General features: G+C 71.0%; 21 protein-coding genes. 7 read left to right on the plus strand and 14 right to left on the minus strand.

The window, feature by feature from the left end:
- Window positions 1-375: 375 nt before the first annotated feature.
- The 3 genes from DEJ50_RS33840 to DEJ50_RS08295 all read left to right on the plus strand — a co-directional run bounded on the left by DEJ50_RS33840 (window position 376) and on the right by DEJ50_RS08295 (window position 2387).
- On the plus strand, window positions 376-576 hold the full coding sequence (locus DEJ50_RS33840; RefSeq protein ID WP_190344359.1) for a VOC family protein: 201 nt from the start codon (window positions 376-378) through the stop codon (window positions 574-576).
- Window positions 577-854: 278 nt separating this feature from the next.
- Entirely contained in the window at window positions 855-1745 is an 891-nt protein-coding gene (locus DEJ50_RS08290; RefSeq protein WP_150206925.1) for an SDR family NAD(P)-dependent oxidoreductase, read from the plus strand.
- Window positions 1746-1808: 63 nt separating this feature from the next.
- The gene (locus DEJ50_RS08295) at window positions 1809-2387 is read left to right on the plus strand and encodes a TetR/AcrR family transcriptional regulator (RefSeq protein ID WP_150206926.1); all 579 of its coding nucleotides are present in this window, start codon (window positions 1809-1811) and stop codon (window positions 2385-2387) included.
- A gap of 414 nt (window positions 2388-2801) precedes the next feature.
- Here DEJ50_RS08295 and DEJ50_RS08300 read toward each other — a convergent pair whose 3' ends face one another.
- Window positions 2802-4133: a class I SAM-dependent RNA methyltransferase gene (locus DEJ50_RS08300; protein WP_150206927.1), complete on the minus strand. Its 1332-nt coding sequence runs from the start codon at window positions 4131-4133 to the stop codon at window positions 2802-2804.
- Window positions 4134-4271: 138 nt separating this feature from the next.
- The gene (locus tag DEJ50_RS08305; RefSeq protein ID WP_150206928.1) at window positions 4272-6320 is read right to left on the minus strand and encodes an APC family permease; all 2049 of its coding nucleotides are present in this window, start codon (window positions 6318-6320) and stop codon (window positions 4272-4274) included.
- A gap of 198 nt (window positions 6321-6518) precedes the next feature.
- Between DEJ50_RS08305 and DEJ50_RS08310 the strand changes: the two genes are divergently transcribed.
- Together DEJ50_RS08310 and DEJ50_RS08315 are read left to right on the plus strand one after the other, a co-directional pair.
- Window positions 6519-7187, plus strand: a complete 669-nt coding sequence (locus DEJ50_RS08310; RefSeq protein ID WP_150206929.1) for a potassium channel family protein — start codon at window positions 6519-6521, stop codon at window positions 7185-7187.
- Window positions 7184-7846, plus strand: a complete 663-nt coding sequence (locus DEJ50_RS08315) for a potassium channel family protein (RefSeq protein ID WP_150206930.1) — start codon at window positions 7184-7186, stop codon at window positions 7844-7846. Before DEJ50_RS08310 ends, DEJ50_RS08315 begins: the two co-directional genes overlap by 4 nt.
- Window positions 7847-7939: 93 nt before the next feature.
- Here DEJ50_RS08315 and DEJ50_RS08320 read toward each other — a convergent pair whose 3' ends face one another.
- From DEJ50_RS08320 to DEJ50_RS08350, 7 genes are all read right to left on the minus strand, one after another.
- Window positions 7940-8704 carry a DUF3159 domain-containing protein gene (locus tag DEJ50_RS08320; RefSeq protein ID WP_150206931.1) on the minus strand — a complete coding sequence of 255 codons (765 nt, stop codon included), beginning with the start codon at window positions 8702-8704 and terminating at the stop codon, window positions 7940-7942.
- 3 nt (window positions 8705-8707) lie between these two features.
- Window positions 8708-9127, minus strand: coding sequence for an OB-fold nucleic acid binding domain-containing protein (locus tag DEJ50_RS08325; protein ID WP_150206932.1), 420 nt, complete (start codon window positions 9125-9127; stop codon window positions 8708-8710).
- Between the two features lie 24 nt (window positions 9128-9151).
- A complete protein-coding gene (locus DEJ50_RS08330) occupies window positions 9152-9838 on the minus strand; it encodes a response regulator (RefSeq protein WP_150206933.1) in 687 nt (228 codons plus the stop codon).
- Window positions 9835-12465 (minus strand): sensor histidine kinase, encoded by a 2631-nt coding sequence (locus tag DEJ50_RS08335; RefSeq protein ID WP_150206934.1) that lies wholly within the window; start codon window positions 12463-12465, stop codon window positions 9835-9837. The genes DEJ50_RS08330 and DEJ50_RS08335 overlap by 4 nt, the downstream gene beginning before the upstream one ends.
- A gap of 110 nt (window positions 12466-12575) precedes the next feature.
- Window positions 12576-13367 carry a DUF3710 domain-containing protein gene (locus tag DEJ50_RS08340; protein ID WP_150206935.1) on the minus strand — a complete coding sequence of 264 codons (792 nt, stop codon included), beginning with the start codon at window positions 13365-13367 and terminating at the stop codon, window positions 12576-12578.
- 1 nt (window position 13368) lies between these two features.
- Window positions 13369-13908, minus strand: a complete 540-nt coding sequence (gene dut / locus DEJ50_RS08345) for a dUTP diphosphatase (RefSeq protein WP_223837672.1) — start codon at window positions 13906-13908, stop codon at window positions 13369-13371.
- Window positions 13908-14492: a PaaI family thioesterase gene (locus DEJ50_RS08350; protein WP_150206936.1), complete on the minus strand. Its 585-nt coding sequence runs from the start codon at window positions 14490-14492 to the stop codon at window positions 13908-13910. The genes dut and DEJ50_RS08350 overlap by 1 nt, the downstream gene beginning before the upstream one ends.
- Before the next feature lie 58 nt (window positions 14493-14550).
- Between DEJ50_RS08350 and DEJ50_RS08355 the strand changes: the two genes are divergently transcribed.
- Window positions 14551-15012 (plus strand): DUF3093 domain-containing protein, encoded by a 462-nt coding sequence (locus DEJ50_RS08355; RefSeq protein WP_150206937.1) that lies wholly within the window; start codon window positions 14551-14553, stop codon window positions 15010-15012.
- 12 nt (window positions 15013-15024) lie between these two features.
- On the opposite strand, the gene DEJ50_RS08360 is transcribed toward DEJ50_RS08355, so the two are convergent.
- The 4 genes from DEJ50_RS08360 to DEJ50_RS08375 all read right to left on the minus strand — a co-directional run bounded on the left by DEJ50_RS08360 (window position 15025) and on the right by DEJ50_RS08375 (window position 18531).
- Window positions 15025-15930, minus strand: a complete 906-nt coding sequence (locus DEJ50_RS08360; RefSeq protein WP_150206938.1) for a hypothetical protein — start codon at window positions 15928-15930, stop codon at window positions 15025-15027.
- 11 nt (window positions 15931-15941) lie between these two features.
- Window positions 15942-16238 (minus strand): DUF4193 domain-containing protein, encoded by a 297-nt coding sequence (locus DEJ50_RS08365; RefSeq protein WP_150206939.1) that lies wholly within the window; start codon window positions 16236-16238, stop codon window positions 15942-15944.
- Window positions 16239-16621: 383 nt separating this feature from the next.
- A complete protein-coding gene (locus DEJ50_RS08370) occupies window positions 16622-17872 on the minus strand; it encodes a sensor histidine kinase (protein WP_150206940.1) in 1251 nt (416 codons plus the stop codon).
- A 5-nt stretch (window positions 17873-17877) separates the two neighbouring features.
- Window positions 17878-18531: a response regulator transcription factor gene (locus DEJ50_RS08375; protein ID WP_150206941.1), complete on the minus strand. Its 654-nt coding sequence runs from the start codon at window positions 18529-18531 to the stop codon at window positions 17878-17880.
- Between the two features lie 239 nt (window positions 18532-18770).
- On the opposite strand from DEJ50_RS08375, the gene DEJ50_RS33845 reads away from it, so the two are divergent.
- Window positions 18771-18938 carry a hypothetical protein gene (locus DEJ50_RS33845; protein ID WP_190344361.1) on the plus strand — a complete coding sequence of 56 codons (168 nt, stop codon included), beginning with the start codon at window positions 18771-18773 and terminating at the stop codon, window positions 18936-18938.
- Between the two features lie 76 nt (window positions 18939-19014).
- Here DEJ50_RS33845 and DEJ50_RS08380 read toward each other — a convergent pair whose 3' ends face one another.
- Window positions 19015-19818 (minus strand): inositol monophosphatase family protein, encoded by an 804-nt coding sequence (locus DEJ50_RS08380; protein WP_411757588.1) that lies wholly within the window; start codon window positions 19816-19818, stop codon window positions 19015-19017.
- Between the last annotated feature and the right edge of the window lie 8 nt (window positions 19819-19826).

Genomic DNA, 19826 nt, shown 5'->3' on the forward strand with positions numbered 1-19826 from the left:
ACGCCGAACCGCCCGCCTCACTCGCCACTCGTATCCACCAATCGTGGATACGGTTCGCCGAGACCGGCAATCCCGGCTGGCCGGTCCACGAACCGACGGGGGGCCACATCCAGCACCTTGGCGCCGTCTGACCGCCAACCGCGGGCAACGGCGTCGCGCACTGCGCCCCGGGCGGCCGGGAGGCGGTGCTCGCGATGACGCCCGAACAGACCAGCGGGACCTGACCACTCCCGCGCCCACTGGTCGATGACCCGCAGCCGCCGGCGGTTCGGCACGGGCCGCCAAGGTACTCACCTGCAGGAACCAAGGTGATTCTGCGTTCGGCCAAGGGTTGCGCAGCGCCGGGATTAATCGAGGTGGCCGCCGCGATCGAAGTTGCGGCCGCGCCGGCCCGTCCATTTCAAGGTCCGCGACCTGAAGGCCGCCACGGAGGCAGCAGTCCAACGCGGCGGCAGTCTCGTCCCGGACGACGGCCCTTGGTCGAGCGCCGACGGGCAGGTCACCGTACGCGATCCGGACGGCGCCCTTTTCACGCTCGACCAGTCGCTCACCGCCCCATGGCCCGTCACGCTCTGACCGCGGGGGCAGCACCCGGCAGGGACGAGGTGGAGTGCCCGGCCTGCGAAGGGTGCCGACCGTCACTGTCGGACTCCAGTTCTGGCTGGTGAGGGCCTCGTGTCGAGGGTCACGTAATTCCCCCAGGGCAATTCCCGGCGCGCTCGGGCTCGGAGCGGCTACATGCCCCCGGCACTGCCTGGTCGACCGACTGGACTGCAGCTAAGCGGATAGTTCATCCAATTGTGTTACGGTCCAGGAAGTGGATGAAGTATCCGCATGGCTGGACGGAGGATTGCATGACGAAGACAGCTGTGGTCACGGCCGGGACGGGCGGCATCGGACTGGAGACGGCTCTGGGGCTGGCCAGGGCCGGGTTCTCAGTCACCGTGGTCGGGCGCAACACCGACCGCGGCGCCCAGGCGGTCGAGCGAATCAATACGACGAACCCGGCACACCCCGCCCGATTCCTGCCGGCCGATCTCGGCTCGCTCGACCAGGTGCGCGCGCTCGCCCAGCGGATCGCCGCCGAGCATGCCGCCGCCGGCCGACCGCTGACCGTGCTGGTCAACAACATCGGGGCGATGTTCCCGGAGCGCCGGACCCTGGGCGGGATCGAAGCATCGTTCGTCGTCAACCACCTCTCGCCGTACCTCCTGACGGAACTGCTGCTGCCCACGCTGACGGCCGGGGCCCCCAGCAGGATCGTGAACGTGACCTCTGGTGCCGCCGGGCTGGGAAAGCGGGCCTTCGCCGCCGTCGAGCCGCCCGGCGGCTACTACGGCTTCCACTGGTACGGCCGCGCCAAGCTCGCCAACCTCGCCTACACGCTCGACCTGGCCACCCGGCTGGAAGGCACTGGTGTTTCCGCCTTCGCCGCCGACCCCGGAGGCGCCGCGACCGACATGACCAACGGCACCCTGACCGACCCGAAGATCGTCTCCCCGGCCCTGCGGCTGCTGTGGCCGCTGGTACGCCGCACCTTCGAACGCTCCACCTCGGGACCGGCCTCCCTTGCCGCCCGGCCCTCGATCGTCGCCGCCACCGACGCCGCCCTTGAGGGCCGGACCGGCATCGTCATCGGCGCCCAGGCGCACCCGGTGACGCCGTTGCGCGCAGCCACAGACCCCCGCGTCGCCGAGGACGTGCGCCGGCTCAGCGAACGGCACGCGCCCCTCACAACTGCCTGACCCGCAGGCCAGGCGAGTGCCGGCAGCGGCATCCGGATGAGCCATCCGATTAACATGTCCCCTATGACGACGCCCCTGCGCAAGGACGCAGCCCGCAACTGGGACCGGATCGTCGCTGTCGCCCGTGCCCTGGTCGACCAGGGCACGCCCCTGCAGCTGAACGACGTCGCCGGCCGCGCCGGACTCGGAGTCGGCACCGTCTACCGGCACTTCGCCACCCCCGAGGCGCTGCTGGAGACCGTCGCCGCTCCCTGTCTGGAAGCCCTGGTCGCCCACGGCCGGCAGGCGCTGGCCGTGGGCGACCCCTGGCACGCTCTCGAAGGCTTCCTGCTCCGCACCGTCGAAGCTCAGGTCACCGACGCATCCCTGGGCCCGGTCGCCGCCGCAGCCACCGACACCCTGCCACGCACCACAGAACTCAAGAGTGCGCTTCAGTCAGCCGGCACCGCACTCTTCGACCGGGCCCGCGACGCCGGAGCCGTCCGACGTGACCTGGCCGCCGCCGACCTCGTCCCGCTCATGTGCGGCATCGCCTACGCCGTCAACGTCCACGACGGCACACCCGCCGACCGAATCGACACCGCACACCGCTACCTGGCCACACTTCTCGAAGGACTGCGCGCCACATCACAGCACGCGTGAGACCATCGCCCGCGCACCACCTGGGGTGATCCGTGCGGCCTCAGCCAGTGCCGCTTACTGGCGACTGCAATCACCGCAGCGTCGAACGACTTGACCCGCTGAGCACACCACCCCGACTGCCCGACATCCCCGAGCCACGAGTCGACGGCCTGCCCCAGCATCACGGAACGTCACGACCGAGAAGCGAAGGGGGCGGGGCCGACCAACCGTGCGGCAGTCGGCCTCACCACCCCGCTGCGGGGGCCGCCTCCGCACGAGCGCGTGCCCCGACCGGCAGCCTTGAGCCACACGTGACGACCCATCAGGCAATGCGCCGCTCGTGCGTCAGACGCGGGTCACGTGCGTCGAATATGCGTCAAGATATCGCACCTAACGCACGTAACGTCCATAACGCACACTCGACAAAGCCACAGGTCAGCGGCCCTTTTCGGCGGGCTCGAGGATGGCGACGCACTCGACGTGGTGGGTCATCGGGAAGAGGTCGAAGACGCGGAGGGTGCGGGGCTTGTAGCCCGCCTCGCGGAAGTACGCCAGGTCGCGAGCCAGGGCTGCCGGGTCGCAGGCCACGTACGCGATGCGGCGGGCCGAGAGGCCGGCCAGGTGGCGGACCGTCTGCTTGCCGGCGCCTGCGCGCGGGGGGTCCAGGACGATCAGGTCGCACTCGGTGATCCGGGTGCGCGGCAGGACCTGCTCGACCTTGCCCTGTTCGATGCGGACCCGGGGGAAGTCGGCCAGGTTGTGGCGGGCGTCCTCCACCGCGCGCTTCGTCGACTCGATGCCGAGCACCGCGCCCGTCTCGCCGAGGCGTTCGGCCAGGGCGCCCGCGAAGATGCCCACGCCGCAGTACAGGTCCAGGGCCATCTCGCCCTTGCGCGGCATCAGGCCCTGCATGACGGCCTTGATCAGGGTGTCGGCGGCCTGCGGGTGGACCTGCCAGAAGCCGCCCATGCCGACCCGGTAGGTGCGGCCGTCCGCGCGCTCGCGGACGAAGGGGCGGCCGTGGACGCGGTGGACGCCGCCGTCCTTCTCCTCCACGCGGAGGACCGAGACCGGCTTGTCGAGCTCCACGAGGGGGAGGCGTCCGCCCGGGCGGGGGGTGAGGACGACCTGGCGGTCGCCCGAGCCGGAGGCGGCGATGGCCTCGACGGTGGCCATCTGGGGCCAGTCCTGCTTCTCGATGCCCAGTTCGCTGACGCCGGGCGCCGCGATCATGCAGTGGTCGACCGGCTCGATCTCGTGCGAGCGGTGCTTGCGCAGACCCACGCGGCCGTCCTCGTCCACCGCGAACTGGACCCGGGTGCGCCACTGCGGCACCTGTCCGGCGGGCAGCTTGTCGCCCTCGGCGGGCATGACCGTGCCGTCCCAGCCGGCTTCCTCCGGGGTGAGCCCGGCCAGCCGCTGCAGCTGTTCGGCGACCACCTCGCCCTTGAGCCGGCGCTGGGCGCCGGGCTTGGCGTGCTGCCAGTCGCAGCCGCCGCACTTGCCGGGGCCGGCGTACGGGCAGGGGGCCGGGGTCCGGTCCTTGGAGGCCTCCAGGACGGTGACGGCGTCGGCGCGCAGGAAGCGGGAGTCCGTCTCGCCCTCGGTGACCTTCGCGATCACCTTCTCGCCGGGGAGGGTGTGGCGGACGAACAGGACGCGGCCGTCGGCGGTGCGGGCGATGCAGTGGCCGCCGTGCGCGACGGGGCCGACCTCGACCTCGTACTCCTCCCCGACCAGTGACTGCTTCTCGGTGTGCGTGGTCATGGTGGGGAGGCTCCAGGGGAAGAAAGGGACTGGCGGGTCGGAGGACCGACCGACCCACCAGTCTACGTGTCCCTGCGGGGCCTATACGACCTCGCCGAGTGGCCGATACGGCTCGCTGCGGCTCGACCCCGGGGCTTGCTACGGCTTGCTGGATTCCTTCGAGCGCGGGGGGTTCACCGGACCGCGGCGCACCGCGCCCGGCGCGTTCCACTCCTGGCGCTTCTTCGCCCGCTTCTTGGCGATCTCCGAGGATTCCAGCTGGTAGGGCACCGAGGTGACCATCACACCGGGGGTGAACAGCAGCCGGCCCTTGAGCCGCAGGGCGCTCTGGTTGTGCAGGACGTGCTCGTACCAGCGGCCCACCACGTACTCGGGGATGTACACGCTGACGGCGTCGCGCGGGTTCTCGCTGCGCAGCCCCTTGACGTACTCCACGACCGGGCGAGTGATCTCGCGGTACGGGGAGTCGAGGATCTTGAGCGGGACGTTGATGCCGCGGCGTTCCCACTCGGCGCGCAGGGCCTTGGTCTCCACCGGGTCCACGCTGATGCTGAGCGCCTCCAGGGTGTCCGAGCGGGTCAGCTTGGCGAAGGCGAGGGCCCGCAGGGTGGGCTTGTGGACCTTCGAGACCAGCACGATCGAGTGCACGCGGGAGGGGCGGACGCTGTCGTCGGAGGGCCCGTCGGCCGCCGCGATCTCCGCGGACACCCGGTCGTAGTGCTTCCGGATCGCGGTCATCGTGCCGTAGAAGATCACCATGCCGAGCAGGGCGACCCAGGCGCCGTGGGTGAACTTGGTGGCCAGGACGACGACCAGCACCAGGCCGGTGAAGACCGCGCCGAAGGTGTTGATGGCCCGGGAGCGGATCATCCGGCGGCGGGCGGACTTGTCCCGCTCCGTCTCCAGGTGCCGGTTCCAGTGCCGGACCATGCCGATCTGGCTCAGCGTGAAGGAGACGAAGACACCGACGATGTAGAGCTGGATCAGCTTGGTGGAGTCGGCGTCGTACAGCCAGACCAGCAGGATGGCCGCGCCGGAGAGCAGCACGATGCCGTTCGAGAAGGCCAGCCGGTCGCCGCGGGTGTGGAGCTGGCGCGGCAGGTAGCGGTCCTGGGCCAGGATCGAGCCGAGCAGCGGGAAGCCGTTGTACGCCGTGTTGGCGGCGAGGAAGAGGACCAGTGCGGTGGCCGTGGCCAGCAGGATGAAGAGGAAGCTGCCGCTGCCGAAGACGGCCTCGGCGACCTGCGAGATGACCGGGTTCTGGACGTAGCTGTCGCCGACCGGGACGCCGTCCCTGAGGAGGTCGGTGGCCGGCTGTTCGGCCATCCGCACGTTGGTGGCCATGGCCAGGCCGATGATGCCGCAGAACATGGTGACCGCGAGGATGCCCATGAACAGCAGGGTGGTGGCCGCGTTCTTGCTCTTGGGCTTGCGGAAGGCGGGGACGCCGTTGCTGATCGCCTCGACGCCGGTGAGCGCCGCACAGCCGGAGGAGAAGGCCCGCAGGAGCAGGAAGACCAGTGCGAAGCCGGCCAGCCCCTGGTGTTCGGGCTTGATCTCCAGGTCGGCGGTGGGGGCCGACATGGTCTCGTCCATGACGATGCCCTGCCAGGCGCCCCAGCTGATCATGATGAAGACGGCGGCGACGAACACATAGGTCGGGATCGCGAAGAGCTTCCCGGATTCCTTGACTCCGCGCAGGTTCATCAGCGTGAGGAGAAGGATCATGACGATCGCCGAGAGGACCTTGTGCTCGATGACGAAGTCCACGGCGGAGCCGAGGTTCTCGACGCCCGAGGAGATCGACACGGCGACGGTCAGGACGTAGTCGACGAGCAGCGCGCTGGCGACGGTGAGGCCGGCCTTGGGGCCGAGGTTGGTGTTGGCGACCTCGTAGTCGCCACCGCCGCTGGGGTACGCGTGGACGTTCTGCCGGTAGGAGGCGACCACCGTGAACATGAGCACGACGACCGCTGCCGCGATCCATGGGCTGAACTGATACGCCGACACACCCGCGATCGACAGGACCAGCAGGACCTCGCCCGGGGCATATGCCACGGAGGAGAGCGGGTCAGAGGCGAAGACGGGCAGGGCGATCCGCTTGGGAAGGAGCGTTTCCCCGAGGCGGTCGCTGCGCAGCGCCCGGCCGATCAGGATCCGTTTGGGCACGTCGGTCAGTTTGGACACGCAGAGGATGTTAAGCGTTCGAAAAGACCGTTGCCCAACCAGCACCCCTGTTGTATGGCAATTCGACACGACTGCGGGGTTACGGGTCCCACGGACGACCGCCCGTGTGTAGCTTGGGCCGTGGTCTGAGACCCTGTGAACCCTGAGCATGAATGAGGCTGAAGAGAACAACAGCCGCTGACAGCCGGAAGGACGGCCGTGCACATCGTCATTATGGGCTGCGGAAGAGTGGGCTCCGCCCTCGCGCAGACCTTGGAGCAGCAGGGGCATACGGTCGCGGTGATCGACCAGGACCCCACCGCGTTCCGTCGGCTGGGAGCGGGATTCGGCGGTCGTCGGGTCACCGGGGTCGGCTTCGACCAGGACACCCTCCGCGAGGCCGGAATCGAGGACGCGGGGGCGTTCGCCGCCGTCTCCAGTGGTGATAATTCCAACATCATCGCCGCCCGTGTGGCCCGCGAGATGTTCGGTGTCGAGAACGTTGCCGCCCGCATCTACGACCCCAAGCGTGCCGAGGTCTACCAGCGGCTGGGCATCCCGACCGTGGCGACCGTACGGTGGACCGCCGACCAGATGCTGCGCCGGCTGCTGCCCTCGGGCGCGGAGCCGCTGTGGCGCGACCCGAGCGGCGGTGTACAGCTCGCCGAGGTCCACGCCTCCGCCGCCTGGATCGGGCACAAGGTGAGCCGGCTGCAGGACGAGACCGGCGTCCGCGTCGCGTTCCTCACCCGGCTGGGCGAGGCGATGCTGCCGACCTCGCAGACGGTTCTGCAGGAGGGCGACCTCGTCCACGTGATGATGCGCACGGACGAGATCGCCAAGGTCGAGGAAGCCTTCGCCGAAGGTCCCGAGGAGGCACACGCATGAGGGTCGCGATCGCCGGAGCGGGCGCGGTGGGCCGTTCCATCGCGGGCGAACTGCTGGAGAACGGCCACGAGGTGCTGCTGGTCGACAAGGCGCCGACCGCCATCTCGGTGGAGCGGGTGCCGCAGGCGGAGTGGCTGCTGGCCGACGCGTGCGAGATCACTTCGCTGGACGAGGCGGCGCTGCAGCGCTGCAACGTGGTCATCGCGGCCACCGGTGACGACAAGGTGAACCTGGTCGTCTCGCTGCTCGCGAAGACCGAGTACGGCGTTCCGCGCGTGGTCGCCCGGGTCAACAACCCGAAGAACGAGTGGCTCTTCAACGAGTCCTGGGGCGTCGACGTCGCGGTGTCCACGCCGCGCCTGATGTCGGCGCTGGTGGAGGAGGCGGTGAGCGTCGGCGACCTGGTCCGGCTGCTGCGCTTCAGCCACGGCGACGCGAACCTGGTCGAGCTGACCCTGCCGCCGGAGTCCTCGGTGACCGGCACCCAGATCAGCGAGATCGACTGGCCGGAGGACACCTCGCTGGTGACGATCATCCGGGGCAACCGGGTGCTGACGCCGAGCCCGGAGGAGACCCTGGAGGCGGGCGACGAGCTGCTGTTCGTGGCGGCCCAGGCACGCGAGGAACAGCTGGAGGACCTCCTCCAGGCCAGGCGCTAGCCGCGGAGCACGGTGAAGGGGCGGGGCAGACCTTCGGGTCTGCCCCGCCCCTTCACCGTGCGGTGTGCTCCCGGCGGGGCCGGGCGGTGGTGGCTACTGCTCCCGCGAGGGGGTCTGGCCCGCCTTTCGGAGGCGTTCCGCTTCCTCCTCCGCCTCCATCTCGGCGAAGACGTCGATCGGCGGCGGTGCCTTCGCCAGGAACAGCCAGGTGAAGTACACCGCCAGCACCATCGGCGGCAGCTTCAGCGCGATCAGCAGCCAGCCCAGCTGGGTGGCGTCGCCCCACCAGTACAGCGGGAAGAGGATCGCGTACTTGGCGAGGAAGATCAGCCCCCAGGCCAGGCTCGCCTTGGTGTACGCCTTCTTGCGGCCGGGGTTCCGGGTGCGCCAGGAGAGGTTCTCCTTGAACACCGGACCCAGCACCACCCCGAGCAGCGGGTAGCCCACCAGCGCGGAGAGCGTGAACGCGATGCCCAGGCAGGCGCCGTAGATCATGCCCGGCAGATAGAAGCCCTTGGCGCTGCCCGTGAACAACGCGAAGGCGATGCCGACACCGACGCCGAACACACCGCTGAAGGCGTGTTTGACGGTGTCCCGGCGCACCAGCCGCACGATCACCAGCAGCACGGCCACCGCGCCCGCCGCGATCGCCGACATCTTCACGTCCTTGTTGACCGTGTAGATCATCACGAAGAGCAGCCCGGGGAGCATCGTCTCCAGGGTGCCGCGGATGCCGCCGAAGGCATCGAAGAGCGCCGCCTGTGTGACGGCCTTCTGGTCGGCCTCCGACTCAGTCGGATGCGCCTGCGTCGCCCGCGCTCCCGCCTCGGCGGGGCTCGGCTTGTCCCATGACGTCACCGGCTAGTGCTCCTGTCCGAGGGGTCGGAGTTCGTACTTCGGGTTGAAGAGGACCCGGCGGCCGTGGCTCATCGCGATCCGCCCGGAGGCGATCATGCGCCGGCCGGGTTCGATTCCCACGATCGAGCGACGCCCGAGCCAGACCACGTCCAGCGCGGCCGAGCCGTCGAACAGCTCCGCCTCCAGTGCGGGGACGCCCGCCCTCGGCCGCAGGGTGACGGTACGCAGCGTACCGGTCACCTTCACTATCTGGCGGTCGTGGCAGTCGCAGATCCGCGTGCACCCCGCGGCTTCTGCGTCCTCTTGCAGCTCCGCCGAATGCAGCTCTTCCTGGGTGGAGGACAGCCGTTCGATCATCCGGCGGAACCGGCCCGCCGGCCGGGCCGGTTTCGCGGGCTTCTCGGGACGCGGTTCAGCACTCATACAGGAAGCGTACCGGCGGCCCCACTACCTCTCGAAGCGGTATCCCATGCCCGGTTCGGTGATGAAGTGCACGGGGTGCGAGGGGTCGGCCTCCAGTTTGCGGCGCAGCTGGGCCATGTACACCCGGAGGTAGTTGGTCTCGGTCCCGTACGACGGGCCCCACACCTCCTGGAGGAGCTGTTTCTGGCTGACCAGCTTGCCGCCGTTGCGGACCAGGACCTCCAGCAGGTGCCATTCGGTCGGGGTCAGGCGGACGTCGCGGCCCTCGCGGACGGCCTTCTTCGCGGCCAGGTCCACGGTGAACCCGGCGGTCTCCAGGATCACCTCGGTGTCGCCCGAGCCGGCGGGCGGCTCGGCCCGGCGGACGGCGGCGCGCAGCCGGGCCAGCAGCTCGTCCATGCCGAAGGGCTTGGTGACGTAGTCGTCGGCGCCCGCGTCCAGCGCCTCGACCTTCTCGTCGGAGCTGTGGCGGGCGGAGAGCACCAGGATGGGGACGCGGGTCCAGCCGCGCAGCCCCTTGATCACCTCGACCCCGTCCATGTCGGGCAGCCCGAGGTCGAGGACGACCACGTCGGGGTGGCGGGCGGCGGCCAGTTCCAGGGCGCTCGCCCCGTCGGCCGCGGCGTCGACCTCGTACTTCCGCGCCTTCAGGTTGATCACGAGGGCACGGACGATCTGCGGCTCGTCCTCGACCACGAGCACCCGGGTCATTGAGGTCCTGCTTTCTCTCGTATGCGTACGCCGTCCTGCGGTGGGCCGGCGGGGTCCTGCGGTGCGGCAACGGGAACCTCCCCGGCCGCGGCCCCGGCCGCTTCCGGTTCCTCACCGTCCGCGGCACGCAGGTTCAGCACCATGGTCAGGCCGCCCCCGGGGGTGTCCTCCGCGGTCAGGGTTCCCTCCATCGCCTCGGCGAATCCACGGGCGACGGCGAGGCCGAGGCCCACTCCGGCACCCCGCGGGGAGTCCCCGTGCCGCTGGAAGGGGGCGAAGATCCGCTCCTTGGCCTCGTCGGGGACGCCGGGGCCGCGGTCCACGACCCGGACCTCCACCCGGTCCCCCAGCACGCTGGCCGCCACGGTGACGGGCCGCCCGTCGGGGCTGTACTTGACGGCGTTCTCGACCACATTGGCGACCGTACGCTCCAGCAGCCCGGGATCCACCGCCACCATCGGCAGCGTCTCCGGGATGTCCAGCTGCACGCTGTCCTCGGGTACGCCGCCCAGCGCCATCGGCACCACCTCGTCGAGGTCGACGGCGCGGATCAGCGGGGTGACGGTTCCGGTCTGGAGCCGGGACATGTCGAGGAGGTTGCCCACCACGTGGTCGAGCCGGTCGGCGCCCTCCTCGATGCCGGCGAGCAGCTCGGCCCGGTCTTCCTCGGACCAGTCCACGTCGTCCGAGCGGAGCGAGGAGACGGAGGCCTTGATGGAGGCGAGCGGGGTGCGCAGGTCGTGGCTGACCGCAGCCAGCAGGGCGGTCCGGATCTTGTTGCCCTCGGCGAGCCGGCGGGCCTCCTCGGCCTCCCCGACCAGGCGCTGCCGGTCCAGGACCACCGCGGCCTGGGCGGCGAAGGCGCCCAGCACCCGGCGGTCCTCGGCGGGCAGCACCCGGCCGGAGAGGGCCAGGGCCATGTGCTCGCCGACCGGCATGTCCACGTCCGCGTCCTCGGGGCGGGCCACCGGGTTCGGGCCGACGCTGCCGGCCGGGATCCAGGGCTCGGTGTCGCCCTGCCGTTCCAGCAGGGCCACCGATTCCATGCCGAAGGTCTCGCGGACCCGTTCCAGCAGCGCGGACAGGGTGGTCTCGCCGCGCAGCACGCTGCCGGCGAGGAAGGAGAGGATCTCCGATTCGGCGCGCAGCCGGGCCGCCTGCTGGGTGCGGCGGGCGGCCAGGTCCACCACCGAGGCCACGGCCACCGCCACCGAGAAGAACACCACGATGGCGACGATGTTCCTGGGGTCGGAGATGGTGAACCGGTGCAGCGGCGCGGCGAAGTAGTAGTTGAGCAGCAGGGACCCGAAGGCGGCGGAGGCCAGGGCCGGGAACAGTCCGCCGAGCAGCGCCGCCGCCACGGTGAGCGTCAGGAACAGCAGCACCTCGTTGGCGATGCCCGGGTCCGCGTCGATGTGGGTGAGCAGGAGGGCCAGCAGGGGCGGGAACACCACGGCGACCACCCAGCCGGCCAGGGTCCGGGTGCGGCCCAGCAGGGCCCCGGCGCGGGCGGCCGGCAGTCCACGGCCGCGGCCCCGGCCGCGGGCCGCCTCCTCGTGGGTGACGATGTGCACGTCCAGGTCGGGGCCCGATTCCCGGGCGACGGTGGCTCCGACACCCGGCCCGAACATGTACTGCCAGGCCTTGCGGCGGCTGGATCCGAGCACGATCTGGGAGGCGTTCACGCCCCGGGCGAATTCGAGGAGCGCTTCGGGAACGTTGTCGCCGATCACATGGTGAAACGTTCCGCCCAGGTCTTCGACCAGGGTGCGCTGGAGCGCGAGCTCCTTGGGCGAGGCGGCGGTCAGCCCGTCGCTGCGGGCGATGTAGACGGCGAGCACCTCGCCGCCCGCGCCCTTCTCCGCCAGCCGCGCCGCCCGGCGGATGAGCGTACGGCCTTCCGGTCCCCCGGTGAGGCCGACCACGATCCGCTCCCGGGCCTGCCAGGGCGAGCGGATGCCGTGCTCCCCCCGGTACTGCTGGAGGTACTCGTCGACCCGGTCGGCGGTCCACAGCAGGGCCAGCTCGCGCAGCGCGGTCAGGTTCCCGGGCCGGAAGTAGTTCGACAGCGCCGCGTCGACCTTGTCCGGCTTGTAGATGTTGCCGTGGGCCATCCGGCGGCGCAGGGCCTGCGGGGACATGTCGACCAGCTCGATCTGATCGGCCCGCCGCACCACCTCGTCGGGCACGGTCTCGCGCTGCCGCACCCCGGTGATCGCCTCCACGACGTCCCCGAGCGATTCCAGGTGCTGGATGTTGACGGTGGAGACCACGTCGATACCGGCCCGGAGCAGCTCCTCCACGTCCTGCCAGCGCTTGGCGTTGCGCGAGCCCGGCACATTGGTGTGGGCGAGCTCGTCGACCAGCGCTATGGCGGGACGGCGCGCCAGCACCGCGTCCACGTCCATTTCGGTGAACGCCGAGCCGCGGTAGCTCAGCTCACGGCGCGGCACCAGCTCCAGACCGTGCAGCAGCACTTCCGTACGAGGCCGCCCGTGGTGTTCGACAAAGCCCACCACGCAGTCCGCGCCCCGCTCCAGCCGCCGGTGCCCCTCGGCCAGCATCGCGTACGTCTTGCCCACGCCCGGAGCCGCACCCAGGTAGATCCGAAGCTTGCCGCGTCCCATGTGTCCCATTCTCACGTACGTTCCTCACGCACGTTTCCCCCGCACGCGGACGGGCCGCACTCCTTGCGGGGAGCACGGCCCGGTACGGTCCTCAGGGACGTTTCGCGTGGTCAGCGGACCTCGGTGATCTCCGGGCCGCGCTCCAGCTGGCCCATTCCGCCGGAGAAGCGGGAGCCCTCCGCGTCCTCCGTCTGCACACCGTCCGGCACCATCTGGGCGTCGTTCGGCAGCTTCAGGACGATCGGGTCGCGCGGAGCCATCGGTCCCTCACCGCGCACCACCACGGTGTCACGGAAGATCGTCTCCAGCAGGCCGGCCGACTCGGGCTGCACCGCGCCCTGCCCGGAGATCACTCCGCGCAGGAACCAGCGCGGGCCGTCGACGCCCACGAAGCGCACCAGCTGTGCGCCGCGGGTGCCGTCCGGCAGCGGGACCGGGACCTGCGCGCGCAGCTCCCAGCCCAGCGGGCCCTGGACCTCGTCGATGATGCCGCCCTGTTGGGTGATGCCCGAGGCGATCTCCTCGCGGACCTCACCCCAGATGCCTTCCTTCTTGGGCGCCGCGAAGGCCTGCAGCTGCACGGCGCTGTCGCGCAGCACCACGGTCGCGGCGACGATCGCGTCCCCGGCGACCTCGACGCGCAGCTCCATGCCCTCGACACCCGGTACGAAGATGCCGCCGAGGTCGACCCGGCCCTCGGCCGGATCGCCGGGCACCTCGGAGACATCCCAGGGGCCGTCCGGCCGCGGGGCCGGCGGCAGGTTCACCCGGCGCTGGGCGCCGGTGTCGAACTCGTCCGATTCCTCGGCGTACTCGCTCTCCTCCGCCCCGGCGCCGTCGACGACCTGCTCGGCCGCGCCACCGTCCTTGACGGAGCTGTTCTTCTTGCGACGTCCGAACACGTCACTGTCCTTCCCGGTCGGATACGACCGAAGCGTAGCCATTCCCACCCTGCTGACCAGCGCCGTTTCCGGCCACAGCCGCATGACCGCCGGTGGAGCCGAAACCCCCCTCGGCCCGGGCCGAGCCGGGAAGCTCCGCCACCTCGTGGAAGCGCACCCTCTCGACTCGCTGGACAACCAGCTGGGCAATGCGGTCGAAGCGCTCGAACCGGACGCTCTCGCGAGGGTCGAGATTGACCACGATCACCTTGATCTCCCCACGGTACCCGGCATCCACCGTCCCCGGGGCATTCACGAGCGCGAGCCCGCACCGGGCGGCCAGGCCGGACCGGGGGTGCACGAAGGCGGCGTAGCCGTCGGGCAGGGCGATGGACACCCCGGTGGGGAGTACGGTCCGCTCGCCGGGGGCGAGCTCCGCGGCCTCGGTGGTGACCAGGTCGCAGCCGGCGTCGCCGGGGTGGCCGTACGCCGGAAGGGGCACCTCGGGATCGACGCGGCGGATCAGTACGTCCACGGGTGCGTGGTTGCCGTTCATGGTCATCAGGGGTTCACCTCGAAGGCGCGGGCGCGCCTGACCTGGTCCGGGTCGGCCATGGCCGCCCGGATCTCCTCGGGTCGGCCGTTCTCGATGAAGTGGTCGACCTTGACTTCGATGAAGAGGGCGTCGGCGCGTACCGCGACCGGGCCCTCCGGGCCGCCTATCCGGCCGACGGCCGTACAGAAGATCTTCCGCCCGGCCACCGCGGTGACCTCCGCCTCCAGGTACAGCACGGTGTCCACGGGCACCGGGCGCAGGAAGTCGGTCTCCAGCCGGCCGGTGACCGCGATGACGCGCAGCAGCCAGTTCAGGGAGCCGAGGGTCTCGTCCAGAGCGGTGGCGAGGACTCCGCCGTGAGCGAGGCCGGGGGCGCCCTGGTGGGCGGGCCTGACGGTGAACTCGGCGGTGACGCGGACGCCGTCGCCGGCCCGGGCCTCCAGGTGGAGCCCGTGCGGCTGTCCGCCGCCGCAGCCGAAACAGTGCTCGTAGTGCGCGCCGAGGAGTTCGCCGGGGGCCGGCGCGTCGGGGTGCCGGACCGGCGCCGCGGCATCGGCCGGGGGCGTCAGGCTTGTGTTTCGTCCACTCACAGCCGCAGACCTTACCCGCGCGGCTACCCGCCGGTCGCCCCGTGCCAAGCTTGGAACCATGCAGCTTTCCCCCGCGCACCACGACGAACGTCTGACCGCCCCCCGCGCCTGGTGGGGCATCACCGTGCTGATGGGCCTGGCCTGTGCCCTGATGCTGGTGCCGCTGGGGACCGCGGCCGTACTGGCCGGGCTGGTCGGCGGGACGGCGTTGACGGGGCTGCTGGTGAGCTCCTACGGGAGCGCCCGGGTGCGGGTGGTGAACGGCTCGCTGGCGGCCGGGGATGCGCGGATTCCGGTGTCCGCCCTGGGCGAGCCCGAGATCCTGGACGCGGAGCAGGCGCGCGCCTGGCGCACGTACAAGGCGGATACCCGGGCGTTCATGCTGATGCGCAGCTACGTCCCGACGGCGGTCCGGGTGGAGGTCACGGACCCGTCCGACCCGACCCCGTACGTGTACGTCTCGACGCGCGAGCCGGAAGCCCTGGCCACTGCCATCCGCTCCGCCCGCACCACCGCCTGACCACCCGAGGGCTCAGGCCGGCGGGAGCGGGTGCGGGTCGGGAGGCTGGGGCAGGGGCGGCTGGGCCGCCAGCGCGTGCCACGGCACCGCGCGTTTGCGCAGGTCCGCGCGGATCTTCTCGGCGAGCTTCTTGGTGTCGCGGCGGTTCATGACCGCCCCGACCGCCGCGCCCACCATGAACGGGGTCAGCATCGGCAGGTTGCGGAACATCCGCTTCATGATCTGCTGCCGCAGTTCCCGCTTCATCTGCCCGCCCAAGGCGGCGTTCAGCGTGGTCGGCTTGGTCAGATCGACGCCGCGCTCTTCCGTCCACGCGGTCAGGTAGGCGAAGCTGCGCTGGCCGAGGCCGCCCGGCGGGCGCAGGCCGTAGACCTCGTGGAGCTCGGCGACGAGCTTGAGCTCGATCGCCGCGACCCCGGTGATCTCGGCGGCCAGCTCCGCCGGCATGGCGGGCGGCACGGGAAGCATCGCTGCCGCGCCGATGCCCGCGCCCACGGTCGAGGTGCCGTGTGCGGCACCGGCGATCAGCTTGTCGGCCAGCTGATCGGGACCGAGGCCCGGGAACTGTGCGCGCAGCGTCGCCAGGTCGCGTACGGGAACGCGCGGGGCGAGGTCGATGACCCGGTCGGCGATGTACACGGCGATCACCCGGGCGTAGCCGCCCGCGCGTGCGCCGTGTTTCACGGCTCCCTTCCGGAGCCCGGCGATCTTCTGCCGGGCCGTACCGCCGGTCTCCACGACCGCCGGCACCGGCTCTCCGTCCGCCTCGGGCCCGGCGGGCACCGGGGCTGCATCGGGTACGGCGGGCGCTGCGGGAGCGGCGGGGCCCGTTTCCGGGCCCGTTGCCTCCACGTCCGCCGGCACCGACTCACCCTGCCTGCGGAGCAACCGCTTGCGGAACGGTGTCGAGCCTGTCACGGCCTGCTGCCTCAGTCGCAGTCGCGGCAGATGGGCTGGCCGTTCTTCTCGCGCGCCAGCTGGCTGCGGTGGTGCACCAGGAAGCAGCTCATACAGGTGAACTCATCGGCCTGCTTGGGCAGCACCCGGACGGCCAGCTCCTCGTTGGAGAGGTCCGCACCCGGCAGCTCCAGGCCCTCGACCGCGTCGAAGTCGTCGACGTCGACCGCCGAGGACGACTTCTCGTTGCGCCGGGCCTTCAGCTCTTCAATGCTGTCGTTGTCGACGTCGTCGTCGGTCTTGCGTGGGGTGTCGTAGTCCGTTGCCATTGTTCGCTCTCCCCCTCTGGGTGTTAGCGGTGTCTCAGCGCACGTAACGCGCGAGAGGCCGGACTTGTGCCCGACCTGAGGCGGAGATTTTGCCTCACATCAAGGTCTGTTACTCAATCGACACCCAGCCGCCCCCCTGAAGGAGCGATGTGCCGGTATGTCGAGCGGGACCGTACACGGTCCGGAGGCCGTCGTGCACGAGCGCCACCCCGTGTATTTTCCGCCGTTCGGGGTGCCGGAAACCCGGACTTTCCCGGGCTTTCCGGGACTCCCGGGGTCACGGACCGTGCAGGCACGGGCACTCGGCACTGTGATCGATCACACAGCCGACGGCCATCCCGCCCGCCCTCGGGTTCAGCCGAGAGCGAACAGGAGTGCGTCCGTCAGATCGGCAGGGTGACGCGCATCACCAGGCCACCGCCCTCATGGGGCTCGGCGTGGATCCGGCCGCCGTGTGCGCGCGCCACAGAGCGTGCGATGGACAGACCGAGCCCGACACCCTTGTCGCTGCCCGTTCGCTCCGTACGGAGGCGCCTGAAGGGCTCGAAGAGGTTGTCGATCTCGTACGCGGGAACCACCGGGCCGGTGTTCGAGACCACGAGCACCGCCTGGCCGTGCGCGACCTCGGTGGCGACCTCCACCCAGCCGCCCTCCGGCACGTTGTACCGCACGGCGTTCTGCACCAGGTTGAGGGCGATCCGCTCCAGCAGGACGCCATTGCCCTGGACCACCGCCGGGGCCCGCTCCCCGCGGATCTCCACGCCCTTCGCCTCGGCCTCGCCGCGCGCCTGGTCGATGGCGCGCGAGGCGACCTCGGCCAGGTCCACCGGTTTGCGCTCGACGATCTGGTTCTCGCTGCGGGCCAGCAGCAGCAGGCCCTCGACCAGCTGCTCGCTGCGCTCGTTGGTGGCCAGCAGCGTCTTGCCGAGCTGCTGGAGCTCCGTCGGGGCCCCGGGATCGGACAGGTGCACCTCGAGGAGGGTCCGGTTGATCGCGAGCGGGGTCCGCAGCTCGTGCGAGGCATTGGCCACGAACCGCTGCTGGGCGGTGAAGGCCCGTTCCAGCCGGTCCAGCATCTCGTCGAAGGTGTCGGCGAGCTCCTTGAGCTCGTCGTCCGGGCCGTCCAGCTCGATCCGCCGGGTGAGGTCGGAGCCGACCACCCGCCGGGCCGTCCTGGTGATCTTGCCCAGGGGCGAGAGCACCCGGCCGGCCATCGCGTAGCCGAAGGCGAACGCGATGATGGACAGCCCGAGCAGCGCCATCAGGGACCGGCTGAGCAGGTCGTCCAGGGCGTGCTTGCGCTGGATGTCCATACAGGCGGCGACCGCCGCATTGAGCTCGTCGGCGTTCTTGACCAGGCTCACGGCCCGGCAGGTCTCGCTGGTGACCTGGACGTCCTGACCACCGACGATCTTGAACGGCGGCGGCAGGCCGGCCCGCATGGTCTGTGCGGCCAGCAGGTAGATGATCGACAGCAGCAGGATTCCGGCGATCAGGAACATGCCGCCGTACAGCAGGGTGAGCCGTATCCGGATGGTCGGTCTCAGCCAAGGGAAAGGACCCTCGGGCGGGCCGGGGTCCCAGGTCGGTTTCGGTGGTGCCGGCGCCGCCGGTGGCACCGGTGTGGTGGCCATCCGGGTCAGATCCGGTAGCCGGAACCGGGCACCGTCACGATGACCGGCGGTTCGCCCAGCTTCCGCCGCAGGGTCATCACGGTCACCCGCACCACGTTGGTGAACGGGTCGGTGTTCTCGTCCCACGCCTTCTCCAGCAGCTGTTCGGCGGAGACCACCGTGCCCTCGCTGCGCATGAGCACCTCCAGCACCGCGAACTCCTTGGGCGCCAGCTGGACCTCCTTGCCGTCCCGGAACACCTCGCGCCGGTTCGGGTCCAGCTTGATCCCGGCCCGCTCCAGCACGGGCGGCAGCGCGACGGTGGTACGCCGGCCCAGGGCGCGTACGCGGGCGGTCAGCTCGCTGAACGCGAAGGGCTTGGGCAGGTAGTCGTCCGCGCCGAGCTCCAGGCCCTCGACCCGGTCGCTGACGTCACCGGAGGCGGTCAGCATCAGCACCCGGGTGGGCATGCCCAGTTCGACGATCTTGCGGCAGACGTCGTCGCCGTGCACCAGAGGAAGATCCCGGTCGAGCACGACCACGTCGTAGTCGTTGACCCCGACGCGCTCCAGGGCCGCCGCGCCGTCGTACACGACGTCCACGGCCATGGCCTCCCGGCGCAGCCCGGTGGCCACCGCATCGGCGAGCAGCTGCTCGTCCTCGACGACGAGTACGCGCACGTCGATTTCCTTCCTCTGAGCCCAGACGGGCAGGTCCATTGCGCCATCCATCCTGCCCGTTTCGGCGGTAAACCGGCTGTAAGGCGCCCCAGAGGGCCGTTCGGGGAGGCGGAAGTGAGGATTCCCTCGCTTCTCGAGGTTTCTGGGCCCAGGGTGCCGGGGAGGACGACAGAACACCCCGACCACCGATCACCTACCTCCCGGACACCTCCGTGCCACGAAGAGGGGGCGCAACCGCCATGGACGCATTCACCGCAGGTCTCCTGCAGCGCATTCGCACCACCGAGTCGGACCTCAACCGGGCCCAGCAAACGGGCGACGACTTCCTCGCGGAGGTCGAACAGGCGGAACTGGAGGACCTCCACCGCCTCGCGGCGGAACACGGCGTCAGCGTCACCGCGGCGTAGCCCTGCCGGGCGCGCAGCCCTGCCGGTGCGGGGCCCGGCCCCGCGCCGCGGGGCCGGGCCGCCCGGTCAGTCGTGGTCAGTCGTGCCAGGCCCCTGCCGCCTCCAGCAGGGGCTGGATCGCCTCGAACACCCCCGGGCTCGCCGCGATCGCGAGCTCGCCCGAGGCCACCGCGCCCGGCCGGCCGCCCGTACGGGCCCCTGCCTCCCGGGCGATCAGCTCCCCCGCCGCCAGGTCCCACGGGTTGAGCCCGCGCTCGTAGTACCCGTCCAGCCGGCCGCAGGCCACGTCGCACAGGTCCACCGCCGCCGAGCCGCCCCGCCGGATGTCCCGCACCACCGGGATGATCTGCGCGGCGACCTCCGCCTGGTGCGCCCGCCGCTCCTGGAGGTAGCCGAAGCCGGTGCCGATCAGTGCCTGGTCCAGCGGTGCGGCCGGACGGCAGGCCAGCCGTACGTCACCCAGCCAGGCCCCGCCGCCCAGCACCGCGTGGTAGGTCTCCCCGCGGAGCGGGGCGCAGACCACGCCCACGACCGTCTCGCCCCGGTATTCGGCCGCGATCGACACCGCCCAGGCCGGCAGGCCGTACAGGTAGTTCACGGTGCCGTCCAGCGGGTCCACGACCCACCGCACTCCGCTCGTGCCCTCGCTGTCCGAGCCCTCCTCGCCGAGCAGCCCGTCCTGCGGCCGGTGCTCCGCCAGGAAGCCGGTGATCAGCTTCTCCGCCGCGATGTCCATCTCGGTCACCACGTCGATCGGGCTGGTCTTGGTGGCGGCCACCGCCAGCTCGGCCGGCCGGCCGTCCCGCAGCAAGGCCCCCGCCCGCCGGGCCGCCTCCCGGGCCAGCTCCAGCAGTTCCGCCTTCAGCTCCTCCGTCGGCACAGCAATGC

Origin of the sequence: Streptomyces venezuelae, from assembly GCF_008642295.1 — a bacterium.
Classification (GTDB): Bacteria; Actinomycetota; Actinomycetes; order Streptomycetales; family Streptomycetaceae; genus Streptomyces; species Streptomyces venezuelae_C.

Coding starts and splice junctions, on each gene's coding strand:
- DEJ50_RS08290 (WP_150206925.1), top strand. CDS start 855: ATGACGAAGACAGCTGTGGTCACGGCCGGGACGGGCGGCATCGGACTG.
- DEJ50_RS08295 (WP_150206926.1), top strand. CDS start 1,809: ATGACGACGCCCCTGCGCAAGGACGCAGCCCGCAACTGGGACCGGATC.
- DEJ50_RS08300 (WP_150206927.1), bottom strand. CDS start 4,133: ATGACCACGCACACCGAGAAGCAGTCACTGGTCGGGGAGGAGTACGAG.
- DEJ50_RS08315 (WP_150206930.1), top strand. CDS start 7,184: ATGAGGGTCGCGATCGCCGGAGCGGGCGCGGTGGGCCGTTCCATCGCG.
- DEJ50_RS08325 (WP_150206932.1), bottom strand. CDS start 9,127: ATGAGTGCTGAACCGCGTCCCGAGAAGCCCGCGAAACCGGCCCGGCCG.
- DEJ50_RS08330 (WP_150206933.1), bottom strand. CDS start 9,838: ATGACCCGGGTGCTCGTGGTCGAGGACGAGCCGCAGATCGTCCGTGCC.
- DEJ50_RS08335 (WP_150206934.1), bottom strand. CDS start 12,465: ATGGGACGCGGCAAGCTTCGGATCTACCTGGGTGCGGCTCCGGGCGTG.
- dut (WP_223837672.1), bottom strand. CDS start 13,908: ATGACCATGAACGGCAACCACGCACCCGTGGACGTACTGATCCGCCGC.
- DEJ50_RS08355 (WP_150206937.1), top strand. CDS start 14,551: ATGCAGCTTTCCCCCGCGCACCACGACGAACGTCTGACCGCCCCCCGC.
- DEJ50_RS08365 (WP_150206939.1), bottom strand. CDS start 16,238: ATGGCAACGGACTACGACACCCCACGCAAGACCGACGACGACGTCGAC.
- DEJ50_RS08370 (WP_150206940.1), bottom strand. CDS start 17,872: ATGGCCACCACACCGGTGCCACCGGCGGCGCCGGCACCACCGAAACCG.
- DEJ50_RS33845 (WP_190344361.1), top strand. CDS start 18,771: ATGGACGCATTCACCGCAGGTCTCCTGCAGCGCATTCGCACCACCGAG.